The following is a 19,678-nucleotide window of genomic DNA, read 5'->3' as shown; positions in this document are numbered from 1 at the left end:
CGACTCCTTACGCCGTAAAGTAACTTCTCCCGAGCAATTCCTTACGCTGTAAAGTATCAGTCGGGGATCCGTCCCCGGCGGGGAGGTGGGGCCGCGATGGGACAGGCACTGGCCGTGTCGTACGTACGGGTCGTCGGCGTGGAGCGGATCACGCCGCGCACGGCGCGGATCGCCTTCACCGGGGAGGCGCTGGCCGAGCTGCTGGAGGACCGGCCCGACCAGCAGATGAAGCTCTGCTTCCCGCGGCCGGGCCAGGACCTGCCCCGGCTGCCGGAGCCGGCCGCCGACGACACGTACGGCATGCGGTGGTACGAGGCGTACCTGGCGATCCCGGAGGCCGAGCGGCCGCTGCTGCGCGGCTTCACCGTGCGCGGCCACGACCGGGCGGCCGGGGTGATGACGGTCGACTTCGTGCTCCACGGCGACGACGGGCCCGCCGCCCGCTTCGGCCGCCGGGCGCGCCCCGGCGACGTGCTCGGCATGGTCGGGCCCTCGTCGCTGTACGCCCGGCCGCTGCCCGCCGCCGACTGGCTGCTGTTCGCCGGGGACGAGACCGCGCTCCCCGCGATCGGCACCCTGCTGGAGTCCCTGCCCGCCGGGGCGCGGGCGCTCGTCCGGGCCGAGGTCGCCGACGCGGCGGAGGAGCGCCCGCTGCCCTCGGCGGCGGAGGTGTCCGTGGAGTGGGTGCACCGGGACCGGGGCGGCTCGCTGCTGGACGCGGTGCGGGCGGCCCGGCTGCCCGAGGGGGCCGGGGCCGCGTGGCTGGCGGGCGAGGCGGGCACCGTACGGGCGCTCCGCCGCCACCTGGTCGAGGAGCGCGGGATGGACCGGGCGGCCGTGGAGTTCGCCGGGTACTGGCGGCGCAGCCTCACCCAGGACGACGCCCCGACCGAGGAGGACCTGGCCTGGGCGAAGGAACAGGGCGGCTTCTGACGGCCGCCCCCGCGCGTCGCCTACCGCGTTCCCCGGCCGCGGACGGACCGGCCCGCGAGGGTCTGGGTGCGGCGGCCGTCCTCGATGACGAAGCGGCCGTCGATCAGGACGTGCGGGATGCCCGTCGGCAGCGTGCGGGGCGCCTCGAAGGTGGCGCCCGCGGCCACCGTGAGCGGGTCGAGGAGGACGAGGTCGGCGCGGTAGCCCTCGCGGACGTACCCCCGGTCGGGCAGGCGCAGCCGCCTCGCCGGGCGCGAGGTGAGGTGGGCGACGCACTCCTCCAGCGAGAGGACGCCCAACTCCCTGACGTAACGGCCGAGATAGTGCGGGAAGGTGCCGTAGGCGCGGGGGTGCGGCTTCTCGCCCTGGAGGATGCCGTCGCTGCCGCCGGTGTGCACCCGGTGGCGCATGATGCGGCGCACGTTCTCCTCGTGGCCCACGTGCTGGAGGATCGTGGGGCCGAGCCGGTCCTCGACCAGCAGCCGGCGCGCGGTCGTCCAGGGCGTCTCGCCGCGCAGCCGGGCCGACTCGGCCACGGTGCGGCCGACGTGGTCGGCGAGGGCGGGCGTGCCCACCCCGGAGATCTCGATGGTGTCCCACTCGATCGGCACCCCGTGGCAGCCGTCCGAGCCCAGCTCCTCCAGATGGTGGCGGATCCGCTCGGCCGTGGCGTCGTCGGCGAGCCGTTCCAGCACCGCCCCGGGGCCGCCCTCGCCCGCCCAGCTCGGCAGCATCGCGAAGAGGGTGGTGCAGCCGGGGGTGTACGGGTACGTGTCGAGGGAGATGTCGGCGCCCGCGTCGAGCGCCTCGTCGAGCAGGGCGAGCAGCTCGGGCGCCCGGCCCTCGTTGACGCCGAAGTTCATGGTGGCGTGGGCGAGATGGAGGGGGCAGTCGGCGGCCCGGGTGAGCCGCACCATCTCCGCGTACGCGTCGAGCGCCCCCGCCCCGTACGAGCGGTGGTGCGGGCAGTAGTAGCCGCCGTGCGCGGCCACCACCCGGCACAGCTCGGTGAGTTCGGCGTCGTCCGCGTACATGCCCGGGGTGTAGGTGAGGCCGGAGGACATGCCGACCGCGCCCTCCGCCATGCCCCGGGCGACGAGCTCCTTCATCCGGTCCAGCTCGGCGGGGGAGGCGGGGCGGTCCTCCCAGCCCATCGCGTACATCCGGACGGTGCCCTGCGGGATCAGGTAGGCGGCGTTGACGGCGATGCCCCGCCCGCCGAAATTGCGGTCCAACCGGTCCAGGTACTCGCCGACGGTGCGCCAGTCGAAGTCGACGTCCGTCTCCTCGGGCGCGCCGCCGTTCCAGCCGGAGATGGAGCGGCGCACCTCGGCGAGGGTCCGGTCGTCGACCGGGGCGTACGACAGGCCGTCCTGGCCGAGCACTTCGAGGGTGACGCCCTGCGCGGCCTTGGCGCTGTGGTCGGGGTCGCGGAGCAGTGCGAGGTCGCTGTGCGCGTGCATGTCGACGAAGCCGGGTGTGAGGGCCAGCCCGTCGGCGTCCAGGGTCCGGCGGCCGGAGGGGCGGGGGCCCGCCGCGCCCTCCGGCCGGATCTCGGCGATCCGGCCGTCCCGGACGCCCACGTCGGCCCGGCGGCCCGGGGCGCCGGTGCCGTCGACGACGTACGCGTTGCGGATGACCAGGTCCATGGGGTGGTGCCTTTCGGGGGAGCGGCCGGGCGGATCAGAAGAAGGTGCGGACGTAGTCCGTGACCGTGCCGTCCTCGGTGACGAGCGGGATCAGCTGCCACTTGTCGAAGACGGTGCACGGGTGGGAGAGGCCGAGCCCCACCCAGTCGCCCACCTCCAGCCGCGCGTCCGGCCCGGTGCGCAGCCAGGTGTGCTGGTCGGAGAGGCGGTCGACCGTGATGTCCGTCGCGGGGCGGACCTCGCCGTCCCGGCCGGAGCGCACCAGCTGGGCCTCGGGGAGGTCGAGGTCGTAGGCGGCGTCCCGCTTGCCCGCGTTGAGGAAGGCCTGTGCGTCCGTGGGGCGGGAGACGACCTGCGCCCACAGCCGGAACGCGGGCCGCAGCGAGCCCTCCTCGGGCACCCGGTTGAACGGGGTGAGGTGGCGGTAGTGGATGTCGTCGTGCGAGACGTACGCCCCCGAGCGCAGCAGCTTCAGCACCGGCGCGGAGAGCTCCGGGATCCGCGCGAACACGTCCGCCACCGCGTCGAACCAGGCGCTGCCGCCCGCGCTGACCACGATCGGCTCGCCGGGCGCGAAGCGGCCCGCGCGGTCCAGGTCGACGGCGAGCGCCACGAGCCGGTGCAGCCAGTCGCGCACCCGCTCACCGGTCGCGTCCGGCACCTCGCCCTCGTAACCGGCCACGCCCACCAGCCGCAGCGTCCCGGTCGCCGCGACCGCGTCGGCCACCGCCGCGCACTCCGCCTCCGTACGGGCCCCGGTGCGGGCGCCCTCGCCCGCGCCCAGCTCCACGACGACGTCCACGGCCCGGGCGGCGCCCGCCTCCCGCAGCGCCGCGTCCATCAGCTCGACGCCGCGCACCGAGTCGACGTAGCAGACGAAGCGGAACTCCGGGTCGGCGTCCAGCTCCCCGGCGAGCCAGCGCAGCGCCGCCGCGTCCACCAGCTGGTTGGCGAGGAAGATCCGCCGGATGCCGAACGCCCGGTAGACCCGCGCCTGGTGCGGCACGGCGGCGGTGATGCCCCAGGCACCGTGCTCCAGCTGGCGGGCGAAGAGCTGCGGGGACATGGACGTCTTGCCGTGCGGGGCGAAGGCCAGCCCGTGGCGCTCGGCGTACGTGCGCAACAGGACGAGGTTGTGCTCGACCGCTTCGGCGGACAGGGCGAGCACCGGGGTGGTGAAGCCGCCGGTGTGGAGGTTGCGCCGCTGGGCGGCGAGGGCACCGACGGTCAGACCCTGCGCGTCGGGCGGCAGCGCCTTGAACCGGTGGTCGACCACCTCGGCGGCGAGTCCGCCGACGCGTTCGCCAGCGAGGGCCGTCGCGGACCGGTCGACCTGCTCGGGGGAGTGCTGGGTGGCCAAGAGGATCCTCCTCGATCACTCATGCGTTGCATCTTGTGCAACGATCATTGCGTATACCGCTCGTCCCTGTCTACCATCCGAGCCGACGCCCGTGGTCCGCCGCGTGCGTCCGTTCCGTATCCCGGACCCCCGTCCGCCAGACCTGCGAGGAGCCCCGCGTGTCCGGAACCCCGGCCAGGACCGCCGCCGACACGGCCGCCGCCACCGACGTCGTGTGCCTCGGCGAGTCCATGGTGACGTTCCTGCCGTCGCGTCCCGGACGCCTCGCCGACGTCCCCTCCTTCGACCGCGGCATCGGCGGCGCCGAGTCCAACGTCGCCTGCGCCCTGGCCGCCGCCGGGCACCGGGCGGCCTGGGTCAGCCGGGTCGGGGCGGACGGCTTCGGTGACCACCTCGTCGAGACGATCACGCGGTACGGGGTCGACACCTCCGGGGTGCGCCGCGACCCCTCCCGGCCCACCGGCGTCTACTTCCGCACCGCCACCGACCGGGCCACCGACATCCACGAGGTCGCCTACTACCGGGCCGGTTCCGCCGCCTCCGCGATGTCCCCCGACACCGTCCCCCGCGCGGCGCTGCCCCCCGCCCGGATGCTCCACCTGTCCGGGATCACCGCCGCGCTCTCCACCGGCTGCCTGGCCCTGCTCCACCACCTGACCGAGGACCGACCCGGCCGCCCGGCCGTCTCCTTCGACGTCAACCACCGCCCCGGCCTGTGGCGCGGCACCGACGCCTCCCCCCGCGTCCTCCTCGACCTGGCCCGCCGCGCCGACCTGGTCTTCGTCGGCGAGGACGAGGCGCGGGAAGCCTGGGGGGTGGACGGCGCGGAGGCGGTCCGGGCCGCCCTGCCGGAACCGTCGGTCCTGGTCGTGAAGCACGGCGCGGACGGCGTGACGGTCTTCTCGGGCACCGGGACCGGCCCCGGCACCGTCACCACCGTCCCCGCCCTCCACGTGGACGTCGTCGCCCCCGTCGGCGCGGGCGACGCCTTCGCCGCCGGATTCCTCTCCGCCACCCTGCGCGGCCTCCCGGTCCGCGACCGCGCCCGCCACGGCCACCTGATGGCCGCCGCCGTCCTCACCGTCCCCGGCGACCTCACCGGACCCCCCGCCCGCGCGCACGCCGACGCCCTTGCCGCACTGGACGACGCCGCCTGGGGGAGACTTCGTCTCGGCCCCGGCTGGACGGGGGACGACCAGGAGGTACGTACGACATGAGCCAGACCGTCGACCGGGCGCTGAGCATCCTGCCCCTGCTGGCCCAGGGGCCCGCCGACCTCGGCCAGGTCGCCGAGCGGCTCGGCGTCCACAAGTCCACCGCGCTGCGCCTGCTCCGTACGCTCCACGAGCACGGCCTCGTCCACCGCCAGCAGGACCAGCGCTACCGCCTGGGCGCCCGCCTCTTCTCCCTCGCCCAGGAGGCCGTCGAGAACCTCGACGTACGCGAGATCGCCCACCCCTACCTCGTCGAACTCAACGAGAGCTGCGGCCACACCGTGCATCTCGCGGTCCACGAGGAGCAGGAGGTCCTCTACATCGACAAGGTGGAGAGCCGCTACCCGGTCAGGATGTACTCGCGGATCGGCAAGCCCGTCGCGATCACCGTCGCCGCCGTCGCGAAACTGCTCCTCGCCGACCTCCCCGAGCCCGAGCGGCGCACCATCGCCGAACGGCTCGACTACCCCATGTACACGCCCCGTTCGACCCCGAACGCCGGCGCGTTCCTCAAGGAACTGGCCGTCGTCCGCGAACAGGGCTGGGCCACCGACCTCGGTGGCCACGAGGAGTCCATCAACTGCGTCGGCGCCCCCATCCGGGGCGCGGACGGACGGGTCGTCGCCGCGATGTCGGTCTCGGCGCCCAACGTCGTCGTCACGGCGGAGGAACTCCTCACCCTGCTCCCACTGGTGCGCCGCACCGCCGAGTCCATCAGCCGGGAGTACTCCGGCACCCCCCGACCCAAGAAGGCCTGAACTGCCATGACCGAGAAGACCGCCCTCACCCCGAGCACCCACACCACGCCCCCCGCGAAGTTCTCGCACGGGGTGAGGAAGGGGAACATCCTCCAGGTCGCCGGACAGGTCGGCTTCCTGCCCGCCGTGGCCGGCCAGGCCCCGACCCCGGCCGGACCGACCCTGCGCGAGCAGACCCTCCAGACCTTCGCCAACGTCAAGGCGATCCTGGAGGAGGGCGGCGCGAGCTGGGACGACGTGATGATGATGCGCGTCTACCTCACGGACGTCGACCACTTCGCCGAGATGAACGAGATCTACAACGCCTACTTCGCCGAGCAGAACCTCACGGCGCCCCCGGCCGCCCGCACGACGGTCTACGTCGGCCTCCCCAAGGGCCTGCTGATCGAGATCGACGCCCTCGCGGTCCTCGGCTGAACCACCGGCCCGGGTGGTCCGGCCGGGCACGGTCCGGCCGGACGGCCCCGGAGCAGCCGGTGACGCCGGGGCACGCGCGGCGCCGTGGTCAGGCCGCCGATGCGCAGATGACGCTCTTGCCGTGATCCACCGGCCAGTACCAGAACCGCTCGCCCCCGGACGGGCAGGTCCAGCTGGTGCCGGGCGCGGGGGCCCGGTAGTAGCCGGTGATCCGCAGGATCGACTGCCCGGCCACCGGCACGGTCGAGGCGTTGCAGTTCCAGACCACCGTCAGGTCGGCGTTGGTGGTCCCCTGGACCTTCGCCGGGAAGCACTGGCCCACCTGGTACACCCGGTCCAGGCAGAGTGTGCGCACCACCCCGTCCGCGCCGGTCTTCCGCCACCAGGTGTAGCCCGCCCCGCTGTCGCAGGAAGCGGACGCCCCGGCGGCGGTGCTCACCCGGCTGACGTGCATGTACGCGTTGGCCGCCCGGCAGCCCACCCGGACCGGGCGGGTGGCGCTCATGGTGCCGTGACCGTCGTTGTACACGTCCAGGCAGTCACCGGCGCGCACCGCGGCGAAGGCCAGATCGGTGGCGTCCGGGGTGGGCGTGGGTGTGGGGGTCGGCGTGGGGGTCGGGGTCGGCGTCGGCTCGTCGTCGCCGGAGTCGTCGGTGCCGGAACCGCTGCCGGAACCGTAGGTCGCGGTGTCGTGCGTACGGGAGCCCGGGCCGGTGCCCGCGACGGAACCGGCACCGGCCGAAACGCCGGAGGAGCCCGAGCCGCCGGACGGCTTCGAGGCGTCCCAGGGCTGCCAGATCAGCAGACCGACGACGATCAGGGCGACCAGCCAGCCCCAGTTCGAGGAGGACGAGGAGGACGAGGAGGACGGGGTGGCGGTGGCTGCCCGCGCCCGGTCGGCCCGTTCCGCCCGCTCCCGTTCCTTGCGTTCCCGTTCCGCGCGCTCGCGCTGGATCCGGCGGGCCCGTTCGGCCCGCTGCCGCTCCGCCTGCTCCTGCTTGGCCCGCTCCCGTTCCGCCCGTTCGCGCTCGGCCCGTTCGGCCCGCTCCGCGCGTTCCCGCTCCGCCCGCTCGGCCCGTTCCGCCCGTTCCCGCTCGGCGTGTTCGGCCTGTTCGAGCTCCTCGCGCTCCCGCTCGGCCTGCTCCGCCCGCTGCCGTTCCGCCAGCTCCAGGAGGGCCGCCATCTCCCGCCGGGTGCGGTCGCGGCGGCGGGCCCGGTCGCGGTCCGCGCGGGCCTGCCGCTCGGGCGAGTAGATCAGCGTCGGCCGGGGCGGCTCCACCACCCGGGTGCGCTGCTCGGAGGCGCCCCGCCCGGCGGTCGGGGCCGCCGGACCGGACCGCCGCCCGTCCGCCAGTTCCCGGCCCTGGTCCGCGTACTGCCCGATCAGCGTCGTCCACCGGGGCGGCAGCCAGCGCGCGCCGCTCCGCGTCGCGGGCATCCCGGCCTGGGCCCGGCGGAACCGGGCGAGGAGTTCGGCGGGTTCGGGGCGCCGGTCCGGGTCGAGGTCCAGACACGGCCGGACCGTCCCGACGAGCTCCTTGGGCAGTCCGGTGAGGTCGAGCTCGCCGCGCTGGACGCGGGCCAGCAGCCGCAGCGTGTTGCCGTCGTCGATGTAGGGCGGGCGGCCGGTGGCGAGCAGGAAGAGCGTCGCGCCGAGCGAGTAGACGTCGGAGGCGGCCGTGGACGCCTCGCCGCGCGCCTGCTCGGGCGAGGTGAAGGCGATGGTGCCGAGGGTGAGCCCGGTCAGGGTGAGGTCACTGGCGTGCGAGATGCCGAAGTCGATGACCCGGGGGCCGTCCAGCGGGAGCAGCACGTTCTGCGGCTTCACGTCCCGGTGCACGATGCCCACCCCGTGCAGGGTGACCAGGGCCTGCGCGGTCCCGGCGGCGATCCACCGCACGGCCGAGGCGGGCAGCACCCCGCAGCCCCGGGCCAGTTCGGCGAGCGAGGGGGCGGCGATGTAGTCGATGGCCATCCACGGCCGCTCGGCGTCCGCGTCGGCGTCCCGCACCCGCGCCGTGTACGCGCTGTCGACCCGCTGCGCCAGCGCCACCTCACGGGCGAAGCGCCGCCGGTCGACCGCGCCGACCTCCCCCTCGGCCAGCAGGGTCTTCACCGCGACGAGCCCCTGCCCGCCGCCCCGGGCACCGGCCCGCGCCAGGTAGATCCGCCCCATGCCGCCGGACGCCAGCCGCCCGATCAGACGGTACGGCCCGAGCGTCGCGGGATCGTCCTCGCTCAGCCTCTGAATCCGTGCCCCGGCCATGTCCCCGCCCCCCTGTCACACCACCGTCGAGCCCCACAACGGTGCCATGAGCACGCCCGGACGGCCATGGAGGGCGGGCCGTCCGGGCACTCTGTTGCCTGTCCGGGACATGTCCTGCACATGCGGCAGCGCCGCCGGGGGAGCGGCGGCGCTGCCGGTCGGGGTGACCGGCCGTGGGTTACGGCAGGCCGTGCACGTGCGGAGCCACCGCGTTGGACCAGGCGTTGCCCGACTTGGCGTCCCAGGCGGTCGACCAGGTCATCGCGCCCCGGATGCCCGGGTACGTCTTCGAGGGCTTGAAGGAACCGCAGTTGGTGCCGGAGGCCAGGCAGTCCAGGGCCGCGTTCACGACCGAGGGGGAGACGTAGCCGCCGCCCGCCGCGCTGGTGGAGGCGGGCACGCCGAGTCCGACCTGCGACGGGGCGAGGCCGCCCTCCAGCTGGATGCAGGCGAGCGCGGTGAGGAAGTCCACCGAGCCCTGCGAGTAGACCTTGCCGTCGCAGCCGAGCATCGCACCGCTGTTGTAGTACTGCATGTTGACGACGGTCAGGATGTCCTTGATGTTGAGCGCCGTCTTGAAGTACTCGCCGCCGGTCGACTGCATGTCGATGGTCTGCGGGGCCATGGTGATGACGAGGCCGGAGCCCACCTTCTGCGACAGGGAGCGCAGCGCCTTCGTCATGTACGTGGAGTTGAGGCCGTTCTCCAGGTCGATGTCGACGCCGTTGAAGCCGTACTCCTGGATGAGCGAGTAGAGGGAGTTGGCGAAGTTGGTCGCCGAGGCGTCGCTGTTGACGGAGACGGTGCCCTTCTCGCCGCCGACCGAGATGATGACGTTCTTCCCGGCCGCCTGCTTCGCCTTGATGTCGGCCTTGAACTGGTCGACGGTGTAGCCGTTCAGCCCGGCGGAGTCCAGGTTGAAGGTGACCGCGCCCGGAGTGCTGGTGGCGTCGGCGAAGGAGACCGCGATGATGTCGTAGTTCGCGGGCACGTCGCTGAGCTTCTGGACGGTCGCGCCGTTGTTGAAGTTCTGCCAGTAGCCGGTGACCGCGTGCTTCGGCACGGAGGTGCCCGGGTTCGGGTTGCCGCCGCCCTCCTTGGCCGTACGGGCGCTCACCGCGGCGGACTTGACGGACTCGCCGGCCGCGTTGGTCGCCGTCACCGCGAACTGGTACGCCGTGTCGGCGGTGAGACCGGTGACGGTCGCGGAGCTGCCGGTGGCCGTGGTGGCCTTCTGGCCGTCCCGGTAGACGGTGTAGCCGGTCGCGCCGGAGACCGCGTTCCAGGAGAGCCGGACGGAGCTGGTGGTGGTCGCGCCGACCGAGAGTCCGGCGGGGGCGGCCGGGACGGTCGGGTCGGGGTCGGAACCGCCCCCGCCGTCGGGGCCGTTCACCGAGACGTCGTCGACGAGATAGGCGGCCTGCCCGTACCAGCCGTGCGTGTAGATCTCCACGGAGGTGGTGCTGGGGCCGGTCTTGAAGCTGGTGTTGAGCTGGGTCCAGGCGGAGGAGCCGGGCGACCAGGTCGACACGTCGGTGGTGCCGGTGCCGCTCGCGCCGAGGTACGCGTAACCGCCCTGCACCCAGGAGCTGAGCGAGTACGTCGAGTTGGGCTTCACGGCCACGGTCTGGGAGCAGCGTGCGGTGTCCTGGCCGGCCGGGGTCGCCCTGAGGGCGGCGGAGCCGCCGTGCACGGGCGAGGAGACGGTGGCGCCGCTGCCGTTGGTGCAGGTCCAGTTGGCGAGCCCGGACTCGAAGCCCGCGTTCTTGGCGACGTTGATGTCGGCGGCCTGGGCGCTGGAGACCAGGCCCGTGGCGGTCAGCGCGGCGGCCGCGAGGACGGCCGTGACGGCGCCGCGCCGGATCCGGCGTCCGCGGACTCTGTGGGCGCCGAGGGGAGAACGTTCCACTTGCTGCCTCCGTGGGGAGTCGGTGATGCCTGCCGGGGCGGCCGGGCGGGCCGGCGGGGTGGACCGGCGCCGCCCGGGACGGACGACAGGTGACGGGGGGAAGACGGGGATGTGGAGTCGAGGGAACGGTGGCCACCGCTGGCCGACAAAACTGGTCCAGACCAATAGAGTTGTCAAGACCTCTGGCAGCGGAAGCCTCTCCCGCGGCCCGTCGCGAACGGCTCCCGGCTCCGCGCCGCGGCCGAACCGCGCCCGCTCCGTTTAGGGCCCGCGGCGCCCGTCGCGCGGGCCCGAAGTCACGTTCCCGTAGCCGTGCATTGACGTTTTGTTGACCTCCCGGAACCGTGTTCGGGTGATCCTGCGGGGGTGCTCGGACAGTGAGCGTCCGGCCCTTCGGTGGGGGCCATGCGGGAGGACCCGCCGGTTCCGGATCCGTGTTGACGTGCATCGATGAAGGTCCGGACCGGACGGCGGGAAGGCGGGGCGGTAACCCTCCGCAGTCGTACAGAATTTGACGATTTTCGATTTGCTCCGATTTAGCACAGGGGTGTTACACGGGCGCCCCGTGACTGTTGTCGGAATGCCCCTCGAAAAGTGTTCTCTGCCAGGTAGGACGTGGATAAAGTGCTGAACCAGACCGCGGAGCAGGAGCGATTGCGGCCGACGCCATGAGCGGCGTCCGGCCGGAGCCGAAACGGGGAACAGCGTGCCGACCGCAATAGCAGTGACCAGTGCTGATCTGGTACTTCCTCCTACCGATCAGCAGACACCGACGGCTGCCCTGTTGCAGGCTCCGGACGCCCAGGCGCTGGACATGGCCATCGGTGACATGCACGTACTGCTGGAGCAGCACGGCTACGTCGTCGCGGTCTACCCGTCCAGCATCGCGCCCGCCCACGAGCGCCGGCTCTACTCCGTGCGCTCGGTCCTGGAGAGCGACCGCATCGCCCTGGTCAAGGTGGATCTGCCGCCGCTGGGTGTCGCCGTCCTCGTCAGGCAGTTGCGCCAGCTGTCGATCTGTGACTTCAGCCCCGGGGTGGTCGCCTCCGCCGCCCGGCTGCTGACGCACTACATCCACGCGGGCGCCCTGCTCCACTCGGTCACCAAGTTCGACCGCATCCCGGTCGACCTCAAAACCCATGCCAAGTCCTGGGTGCCGGGCTCCCAGTTCGTCGCCGTCGCGAGCCCCGATCCGCGGCTGGTCAAGATCGGCCCGAAGGACGGCCCGCCGGCCGGACCCGAATTCGGCACCCACCTCGTGACCGCCAAAGGCCAGTCGCAGTCCGAGTGGGTGAAGGAAACCCTCGCACCCGCATGGCAGGTCCAGGCCATTCAGGAGTCCGCCCTCCCGTCCCAGTCCCCGGCATGGTGGGGAACCGGGAAATTGGTGGAATTCGCCGCCTATCTGCCAGACCTCTCCGTCCTGTACCAATTGGTGGCCTCCGTACGTCGGGAGGGCTGCCACTGGTGCGGAATGGAACTCATCGGTGATCTTTGCGGGTTCTGCTCCTCCCCGCTTCCCGCGACCGAGAACCGAAACAACTCCGCCGGTGTCCTCAGCCATGAAGCGCTCGTTCCTCCGCACTCCTAGCGCTTTCGCTTTCCTCCGTAGACGCCCTTCCGTCCGCTGCCCCATGCATCCGAATCGAACGAGGTTGTCCGGCCCATGAACTCCCGTCAGCGCCGCGGCGTGATACTCCTGCTTTTGTCGGTTCTGTGCGCCTTCGGCGCCTTCGCCGGCGTGCTCTCGGTGATCAGTGACGTCAATTCCAAGGTCGGCCCCGAGGTCGGGGCCTATCAGCTCAAGTCCGACGTGGCGCCCTACACCGCCCTGTCCGCCGGGCAGTTCGAGAAGGTCTCGATGCCCAAGCGCTGGCTCTCCCGCAACGCCGTCACCGACCTCTCCGAGGTGAACGGCAAGATCGCCGTCACCCAGCTGCGCAAGGGCTCCCTGCTCCAGTCCGACATGATGCAGCGCCGCCCCGAGCTCCAGCCCGGTGAGCAGGAGATCGCGATCATGATCGACGCCGCGACCGGTGTCGCGGGCAAGATCACCCCCGGTGCCACCGTCAACATCTACGCCACCTTCGCCGGCGAGCGCGACGGCGAGGCGTCCCAGTCGAAGGTCATCGTCTCCAACGCCAAGGTCCTGGACGTCGGCAAGCTGACCGCCCTGGAGCCCCGCCAGGACGGCAAGTCCAACATGGGCACCGAGGCCGTCCCGATCACCTTCGCGCTCAACACGCTCGACACCCAGCGCATCGCCTACGCCGAGTCCTTCGCCGAGCACGTGCGCCTCGCGCTGCTGGCCTCCGGCAGCGACAGCACCATCCGTCCGGGCGACCGCACCTACACGCTCGACAAGGACAAGTGAGGGTCGAATGTCCACGAGGATCCTCCCGGCCGTCGGTGATGTCGACGCGGCCAGATCCGTCACCACCCTGCTCAGCCAGCTCCCGGAAGCGGAGCCGGCCGCACCGGTCAGTGATTCGACGCAGCTCATCGACACCCTCGCCCGGCTCGCCGGCGAATCGCTCGACGACCTGCCCGAGGTCGTGCTGGTCCACGAGCGGATCGGGCCGGTGCCGGCGCTGGAACTGATCCGGGAGGTCTCCCTCCGCTTCCCCGCCATCGGGGTCGTCCTGATCACCGCCGATGTCACCCCCGGTTTGTTCTCGTCCGCGATGGAGTCGGGTGCGCGCGGTGTCGTCACCCTCCCCCTCAGTTACGAAGAACTGGCCAACAGGGTTCAATCGGCGGCCCAGTGGTCCCTCGGGGTCCGCCGCCACCTGACCGCCGGGACCGAGGTCTTCACCGGTCCCGGCGGTACGGTCATCACGGTCAGCGGAGCCAAGGGCGGGGTCGGCGCCACCGTCACCGCCGTGCAGCTGGCCCTGGCGGCCCAGGCGTCCGGGCGCACCGTCGCCCTGGTCGACATGGACCTCCAGGCCGGCGACATCGGCTCGTACCTCGACGTGCAGTTCCGCCGCTCGATCGTCGACCTGTCGTCGATCACCGACATCTCGCCCCGGGTGCTGGCCGACGCTGTGTTCAGCCACGGCACCGGCCTGGCGCTGCTGCTGGCCCCCGGTGAGGGCGAGAGCGCCGAGGAGGTCAGCGACCGCTCGGCCCGCCAGATCGTCAGCGCCCTGCGCTCGCGCCACGAGGTCGTGGTCATCGACTGCGGCAGCCAGCTCAACGGCGCCAACGCCGCGGCCATCGAGATGGCCGACAGCGCGCTGCTGGTCACCACACCCGACGTGATCGCGGTTCGCGGGGCCAAGCGGGTGGTACGGATGTGGGACCGGCTCCAGATCCGCAAGGCGGAGGAGACGGTCACCGTCGTCAACCGCTTCATCCGCAACACCGAGATCCAGCCGCAGCTGATCGAGAAGATCACCGGCACCACCACGGCCGACACGGCCATCCCCGCCAACTTCAAGGAACTGCAGAGCGTGGTCGACGCGGGTCGACTGCACGAACTCGACTCCAAGAGCACGGTCAAACAGGCCCTCTGGGCCCTTGCGGGCGAGCTGGGCATCGTCAAGGTTCCTGAGAAGGCCGAGAAGAACGGCGCGAAGAGCACCGCGAAGTTCAAGAACGACCGAGGCTCGATCGGACGCCGACGCGACCGCGACGGCGCCCGGAACCGGGCGACGACCCAGGGGGCAAGTTGACCAATGACACTCACCCAGACAAGAGACACGGAGATACCCGGCGGACGGCACGGTGACCCCGTCCCGGCCCGCCCCGGGACCCGCCTCCGCCTCCTCACCCGCGTCCGGGACAGGGACCGCGGCCAGACCGCGATCGAGTTCCTGGGCGTCACACCGCTGATCATCCTGCTGCTGGTCGCACTCTGGCAGTGCGCCCTGATCGGCTACACGTTCTCCCTCGCGGGGAACTCGGCTGACCAGGCGGCCCACAAGGGCGCCATCTCGCAGGGCTGGAACCGGGGACAGGCATGCCGGGAAGCCGCACAGGAGGACCTGCCGCCGGTCTGGCGGAAGTCGATGAAGCGGACCTCGTGCGAAAACTCCGGGGCGCTGTACAAGGCCACGGTGAGACTCAAGGTGCCGGTCCTGGTGCCCGGGGTACTCAACTGGCCGATGACCATCGAAGGGAACGCCGCGTCGCCGGTGGAGGCCAGCCGATGAAATTCCGCGCGCACACACCGGGCGGCAGGGCCGCCGCGTCCCGCCGCGACCGCGGCCAGGTCGCCATCGAGTACATGGGCTTCATCCCGCTGCTGCTTCTGGTGGGCCTCTTCGCGATTCAGCTGGGCGTCGCCGCGTACGCCGCCAACCAGGCGGGCACCGGTGCCCGCGCGGCGGCCCGCACCGCCACCCAGGACGTACCGCGCGGGGACTCCGAGCGGGCGGGCCGCGACGCGATGAGCGACTGGCTGGGCAGCCACAAGAACTCGAGGTTCAGGAGCAGCGGCGGGTACGGCGAAGTCACGTACACCACCCGCGTGAGGATTCCCTCCGTCGTGCCCGGGATCGACGACTGGGGCTGGGCCGAGCGCAGTTCCACCATGCCGAGAGGCTGATCGGCGCCCGCACCGCACGATCCGGGCACCACCGCCTTTCTGAACGAGGAGTTACGCAATGAGTCTGCGGGCACGCATGACCGCCCCCGAGAAGAACGGCGGGGCGCGGGAGGACAGCCACATGGTGGCCGTCTACCGCGCCAAGCTGCTCGAAGAGATCGACCTGGCCGAGATGTCCTCGCTCGCCGCCGCAGACCGGCGGGCGAGGCTGGAGCGCGTACTCAGCCACATCATCAGCCGCGAGGGGCCCGTCCTCTCCACCGTCGAACGCACCCAGCTGATCCGCCGGGTCGTCGACGAGGCCCTCGGGCTCGGCATCCTGGAACCGCTCCTGGAGGACGCGTCCATCACCGAGATCATGGTGAACGGACCCGACCAGATCTTCGTGGAGCGCAGCGGACGGGTCGAGCAGCTGCCGATGCGGTTCAGCTCGCACGAGCAGCTGATGCAGACCATCGAGCGCATCGTGTCGACGGTCAACCGCCGCGTCGACGAGTCGAACCCGATGGTCGACGCGCGTCTACCCAGTGGTGAACGTGTCAACGTGATCATCCCGCCGCTCTCCCTGACCGGCGCGACGCTCACCATCCGACGGTTCCCCCGGGCCTTCACGCTCCAGGAAATGATCAACGTCGGTTCGCTCGACGACCAGATGCTGATCCTGCTGTCCGGACTCGTCCAGGCCAAGCTCAACATCATCGTCTCCGGCGCCACCGGCACCGGGAAGACCACGCTCCTCAACGCGCTCTCGGGCCTCATCCCCAACAGTGAGCGCATCGTCACCATCGAGGACTCCGCCGAACTCCAGCTCCAGCAGAGCCACGTCATCCGGCTGGAGTCCCGCCCGGCGAACGTCGAGGGCAAGGGCCAGATCACCATCCGTGACCTGGTCCGCAACTCCCTGCGTATGCGTCCTGACCGCATCGTCGTCGGTGAGGTCCGTGGCGGCGAGTCGCTCGACATGCTCCAGGCGATGTCCACCGGTCACGACGGATCGCTCGCGACCGTCCACGCCAACAACGCCGAGGACGCGCTGATGCGTCTGCAGACCCTCGCCTCGATGTCCGAGATCGAGATCCCCTTCGAAGCCCTGCACGACCAGATCAACAGCGCCGTCGACGTGATCGTCCAGCTCACCCGGCACGCCGACGGTTCCCGAAAGATCACCGAGATCGCCGTCCTCGACTCGCACGGGCGCGACCCCTACCGCATCGTCACCGTCGCGAAGTTCAACGCCCGGCCGATGGACGCCGAGGGGCGGATCAACGGCGAGTTCTCGTACCTCCCGCTCCCACGCAAGATCGCCGAGCGCCTCTACATGGCCAGCCAGCCCGTCCCGCAGGCCTTCGGGGTCGCCGAATCCGCCGAACAGCTCGCCACCCGAGAGGCCAACTAGGTACCGAGCCATGACCAATCTCCCCCTCCTCACCATCGGTGTGACGCTGCTCGCCGGTGTCACCGGCGTCGCGGGCCTGCACGCCTACAGCGGCGGCAAGGCCGACCGCGACGCCCTGGTGGACCGCCTCTCGCACACCGGGCACATACCGGAGACCGGCCGCCGACGCCGGTTCCGCGCGTTGGACCGCAGACTGCGCAAGACCGGCCTGGGCCGGAAACTCGAACTGAAACTGGCCGCCACCGGTCTGGAGATCACCCCCGGCGAGTTCTTCGTCTACTCCATCATCGCCATGGCGGGCCTGTGGATGATCGCGTCGTCCATGCTCGCCAGCTTCTTCGGCCCGGTCGCCGCGCTGATCGGCCTCTGGGGAACCAACGCCTTCCTCAACTGGCAGCGGACCAAACGCACCGAGCACTTCATCAACCAACTCCCCGAACTCGCCCGCATCCTCGCCAACGCCACCCAGGCGGGCCTGGCACTGCGCACCTCCATCGGCATGGCGGCCGACGAGATGGAGAACCCGGCCGGCGAGGAACTGGCCCGGGTCTCCCGGCGCCTCGCCGTCGGTGAGCCGCTGGAGGACGCGATGAGCGAGCTGACCGACCGGCTCCCCTCCCGCGAACTCGTCGTACTCGTCACCACGCTCGTCCTGTCCAACCGGGCCGGCGGTACGGTCGTCAGCTCGCTGCGCAACCTCACCGAGACGCTGGAGGAGCGCAAGGAGACCCGGCGCGAGGTCAAGACCCAGCTGTCCCAGGTCACCGTCACCGCCTACGCCGTTCCGGCCTTCGGCCTGGGCGCCATGCTCCTGATGAACGGGGTCATGCCTGGTGCGCTCGACCGCATGACCGGTGCGCTCATCGGCCAGATCGCGGTGATCGTCTCCCTGGGCCTGTACGCGATCGGATTCATCGTGATCCGCCGCCTCTCCAAGATCGACGTCTGAAGGGCGACGCGCACATGAATCTGTTGTTGGCAGGTGTCATCGGTCTCGCGGTCTTCGGAGCCATCGCGGGAATCCGCATGTACCGGGCCGATGCGAAGCTTCCCGGCGACCTCGCGATCGCGCTGGAAGTCGGCTCCACCCGCACCAGCGCGGTGGGCTCCGGCATCGACCGGCTCGGTATGCGCTGGGCCCCGTCGGTGCTTCGGATGATGGGCCCCAAGGCCGTCAACAAGAAGCGCCGGCAGATCGACATGGCCGGTAACCCGGGCGGTCTGACCATCGACCGCTACGCCGCCCGCCGCGCCGTCTACGGCGGCCTCGGCGCGCTCGGCGCACTCACGATGCTCATGCGCGGCCAGGTCATCCTCGCTCTGGTACTGATCGCCTTCGGACTGTTCTGGGTCGAGGCCGGGCTCTGGTCCGCGGTCCGTATCCGCCGCGACCACATCGACCGGACCCTTCCGGACTTCCTCGACGTGCTCGCCGTCGTCGTCTCCGCCGGGCTCGGCTTCCGCCAGGCGCTGGCAAGGGTCGCCGACAAGTACGAAGGGCCCTGGGCCGACGAGCTGCGCATCACGCTGCGCCAGATGGACATGGGTGTCAGCCGACGCGAGGCCTTCGACCAGCTGCGCAAGCGCAACGACTCGGAGCAGGTCGCGATGTTCGTCACCACGCTCCAGCAGGGCGAGGAACTCGGCGCCCCGATCGTCGAGACGCTGATCCAGATCGCCAACGACATGCGGCGCACCGACGCCCAGAACGCCCGCCGGAAGGCGGCCAGGGCAGTGCCCAAGGCGACCTTCGCGGTCACCACGTTCCTGCTCCCCGGCACGCTCGTGATGCTGACGGTCGGCTTCGTCTACGGCGTCAACGTCGACTTCAGCACCCTCATCGGCGGATGACGTGAACGTGGCGGGCGGTGGCAGGTCCATGGGAGGGAGGTGACAGACCCGTGTCTTTCCAGCTCGGCAGCATCCACGCCGGACTGAACGCACAGGTGCGCCAGGCGATCGCGGACCCCGGCGCCCGCCCGGCGTTCGCGATCCAGCTGAACGCGCTCCAGGCGATGTGCCGCCAGGTCTTCGGCTTCCGGCTCGCCATGATCGCCATGGCGACGCCGTTCGCGATCAACCACACGGCCTCGGGTCTTGCCACCTGGCTGATCGGCGCCGCCGTACTCGTCACGTTCATGGGCAGCTACGTCCTCTTCCGCGACTGGGAACGTTTCGGCCCGGTCCTGCTCCGCCACCCCTGGCTGCTCGGCATAGACGCCTTCTTCGGCGCGCTGCTGCTGGTCACGGCCGGTCCCGAGTCCACCCTCGCGTATGTCACGGTCTGTACGCCGCTGCTGGCCGGCCTGGTATACGGCTGGCGGGGCGCCGCCGTCTTCGCGGCGCTCCAGACCGCGATCGTCCTCGGCGTGTACGGGACCGACCCGAAACTGGAGGCCGGAAACGCGACGGCGTACCTCCTCCCCGGCTTCTGCGTGATCGCAGGAGCGGTCGGCGTCACCCTGCGCAACCTGCTCCTCCGCTTCGGCTCCGCCAGCCAGGCCCTCACCGAGACGCGGGCCCGGCTCGCCGTCAGCGAGGCCGTGGAGGGCGAACGGGCCCGCCTGGCCCGGGAGATGCACGACTCGGTGGCCAAGACGCTGCACGGGCTGGCCCTGGCCGCCGACGGACTGGCGGCCTCCTCCGACCGGATGGACCCGCTCACCGTCAAGCAGCAGGCGGAACTGGTCGCCCGCTCCGCCCGCCGCGCCGCGGCGGAATCCCGCGAACTCCTCTCCGACCTGCGCCGCGAGTCCGGACTGGACGGCGGCGTCGACGTCGTCGGCGAACTTCGCGCCCGGGTCAAGGACTTCACCAAGCGCCACGACCTCGCCGCCACCTTCCGTCTCCTCAACGACGTACCGATCCCGCCCGTACCCCAGGTCGTCGCCCGTCAACTGCTCACCATCGCCTCCGAGGCCATGGAGAACGCCCACCGCCACGCCCACCCCACCTACCTCGTCGCACTCGTCGGCGTGAAGGGCGACGTGCTGCGCGTCAGCGTCTACGACGACGGGCGCGGACTGCCCCCGGGCACGACCCTCGACGACCTCCGGCACGCCGGGCACTTCGGCCTCGTCGGCATGGTCGAGCGCGCCGCCTCCATCGGCGCCCGTATCCGTATCGGCAAGGGCCAGGCGGCCAAGGGCACCGAGGTCCGCCTGGAACTCCCGATCGCCGCTCTGCTCGCGCCCTCCGGAGCTGAGCCACCCCAGTGAACCGTC

Annotated in this window: 17 protein-coding genes; 13 read left to right on the top strand and 4 right to left on the bottom strand. The window is 71.6% G+C overall.

Translation table 11 applies throughout. From position 1 onward, the window contains the following. The first annotated feature begins 96 nt into the window (after positions 1–96). Positions 97–933: a siderophore-interacting protein gene (locus ACWC97_RS07240; protein WP_450647916.1), complete on the top strand. Its 837-nt coding sequence runs from the start codon at positions 97–99 to the stop codon at positions 931–933. A 20-nt stretch (positions 934–953) separates the two neighbouring features. On the opposite strand, the gene ACWC97_RS07235 is transcribed toward ACWC97_RS07240, so the two are convergent. Next, a complete protein-coding gene (locus ACWC97_RS07235) occupies positions 954–2,582 on the bottom strand; it encodes an N-acyl-D-amino-acid deacylase family protein (protein WP_352273409.1) in 1,629 nt (542 codons plus the stop codon). Positions 2,583–2,616: 34 nt separating this feature from the next. Further along, positions 2,617–3,858 carry an alanine racemase gene (locus tag ACWC97_RS07230; RefSeq protein WP_352273626.1) on the bottom strand — a complete coding sequence of 414 codons (1,242 nt, stop codon included), beginning with the start codon at positions 3,856–3,858 and terminating at the stop codon, positions 2,617–2,619. Positions 3,859–4,100: 242 nt separating this feature from the next. Here ACWC97_RS07230 and ACWC97_RS07225 point away from each other — a divergent pair, with 242 nt between their 5' ends. From ACWC97_RS07225 to ACWC97_RS07215, 3 genes are read left to right on the top strand one after another with little or no spacing between them, the layout of a single operon-like run. Continuing rightward, the gene (locus tag ACWC97_RS07225; protein WP_450647913.1) at positions 4,101–5,159 is read left to right on the top strand and encodes a sugar kinase; all 1,059 of its coding nucleotides are present in this window, start codon (positions 4,101–4,103) and stop codon (positions 5,157–5,159) included. Then, a complete protein-coding gene (locus ACWC97_RS07220; protein WP_385214368.1) occupies positions 5,156–5,914 on the top strand; it encodes an IclR family transcriptional regulator in 759 nt (252 codons plus the stop codon). Before ACWC97_RS07225 ends, ACWC97_RS07220 begins: the two co-directional genes overlap by 4 nt. Positions 5,915–5,920: 6 nt before the next feature. Then, positions 5,921–6,331, top strand: a complete 411-nt coding sequence (locus ACWC97_RS07215) for a RidA family protein (RefSeq protein ID WP_352273406.1) — start codon at positions 5,921–5,923, stop codon at positions 6,329–6,331. A gap of 88 nt (positions 6,332–6,419) precedes the next feature. On the opposite strand, the gene ACWC97_RS07210 is transcribed toward ACWC97_RS07215, so the two are convergent. Both ACWC97_RS07210 and ACWC97_RS07205 read right to left on the bottom strand, forming a co-directional pair. After that, positions 6,420–8,597: a serine/threonine-protein kinase gene (locus ACWC97_RS07210; RefSeq protein WP_450647910.1), complete on the bottom strand. Its 2,178-nt coding sequence runs from the start codon at positions 8,595–8,597 to the stop codon at positions 6,420–6,422. Between the two features lie 178 nt (positions 8,598–8,775). Next, positions 8,776–10,506, bottom strand: coding sequence for a chitinase (locus ACWC97_RS07205; RefSeq protein ID WP_450647908.1), 1,731 nt, complete (start codon positions 10,504–10,506; stop codon positions 8,776–8,778). 724 nt (positions 10,507–11,230) lie between these two features. Here ACWC97_RS07205 and ACWC97_RS07200 point away from each other — a divergent pair. The 9 genes from ACWC97_RS07200 (at position 11,231) to ACWC97_RS07160 (ending at position 19,672) form a co-directional block, all read left to right on the top strand. Further along, positions 11,231–12,097: a hypothetical protein gene (locus ACWC97_RS07200; RefSeq protein ID WP_450647906.1), complete on the top strand. Its 867-nt coding sequence runs from the start codon at positions 11,231–11,233 to the stop codon at positions 12,095–12,097. Positions 12,098–12,172: 75 nt separating this feature from the next. Beyond that, positions 12,173–12,880 carry a Flp pilus assembly protein CpaB gene (gene cpaB / locus ACWC97_RS07195; protein WP_352273402.1) on the top strand — a complete coding sequence of 236 codons (708 nt, stop codon included), beginning with the start codon at positions 12,173–12,175 and terminating at the stop codon, positions 12,878–12,880. 7 nt (positions 12,881–12,887) lie between these two features. Further along, positions 12,888–14,183 (top strand): AAA family ATPase, encoded by a 1,296-nt coding sequence (locus ACWC97_RS07190; RefSeq protein WP_450647904.1) that lies wholly within the window; start codon positions 12,888–12,890, stop codon positions 14,181–14,183. A 3-nt stretch (positions 14,184–14,186) separates the two neighbouring features. Next, on the top strand, positions 14,187–14,663 hold the full coding sequence (locus ACWC97_RS07185) for a TadE family protein (protein ID WP_385214359.1): 477 nt from the start codon (positions 14,187–14,189) through the stop codon (positions 14,661–14,663). Beyond that, a complete protein-coding gene (locus ACWC97_RS07180; protein ID WP_450647902.1) occupies positions 14,660–15,058 on the top strand; it encodes a TadE family protein in 399 nt (132 codons plus the stop codon). Before ACWC97_RS07185 ends, ACWC97_RS07180 begins: the two co-directional genes overlap by 4 nt. Before the next feature lie 58 nt (positions 15,059–15,116). Next, entirely contained in the window at positions 15,117–16,454 is a 1,338-nt protein-coding gene (locus ACWC97_RS07175) for a CpaF family protein (protein WP_385214352.1), read from the top strand. 10 nt (positions 16,455–16,464) lie between these two features. Continuing rightward, the gene (locus ACWC97_RS07170; protein WP_450647899.1) at positions 16,465–17,403 is read left to right on the top strand and encodes a type II secretion system F family protein; all 939 of its coding nucleotides are present in this window, start codon (positions 16,465–16,467) and stop codon (positions 17,401–17,403) included. A gap of 14 nt (positions 17,404–17,417) precedes the next feature. Beyond that, on the top strand, positions 17,418–18,305 hold the full coding sequence (locus tag ACWC97_RS07165) for a DUF5936 domain-containing protein (RefSeq protein WP_385214348.1): 888 nt from the start codon (positions 17,418–17,420) through the stop codon (positions 18,303–18,305). Positions 18,306–18,355: 50 nt separating this feature from the next. Continuing rightward, positions 18,356–19,672 (top strand): sensor histidine kinase, encoded by a 1,317-nt coding sequence (locus ACWC97_RS07160; protein WP_450647897.1) that lies wholly within the window; start codon positions 18,356–18,358, stop codon positions 19,670–19,672. The last annotated feature ends 6 nt before the right edge of the window (positions 19,673–19,678 follow it).

It is taken from the genome of Streptomyces sp. NPDC001108 (genome assembly GCF_053598535.1).
Note: the sequence above shows the minus strand (reverse complement) of the source record. Positions and strands in the feature narration are given on the sequence as shown.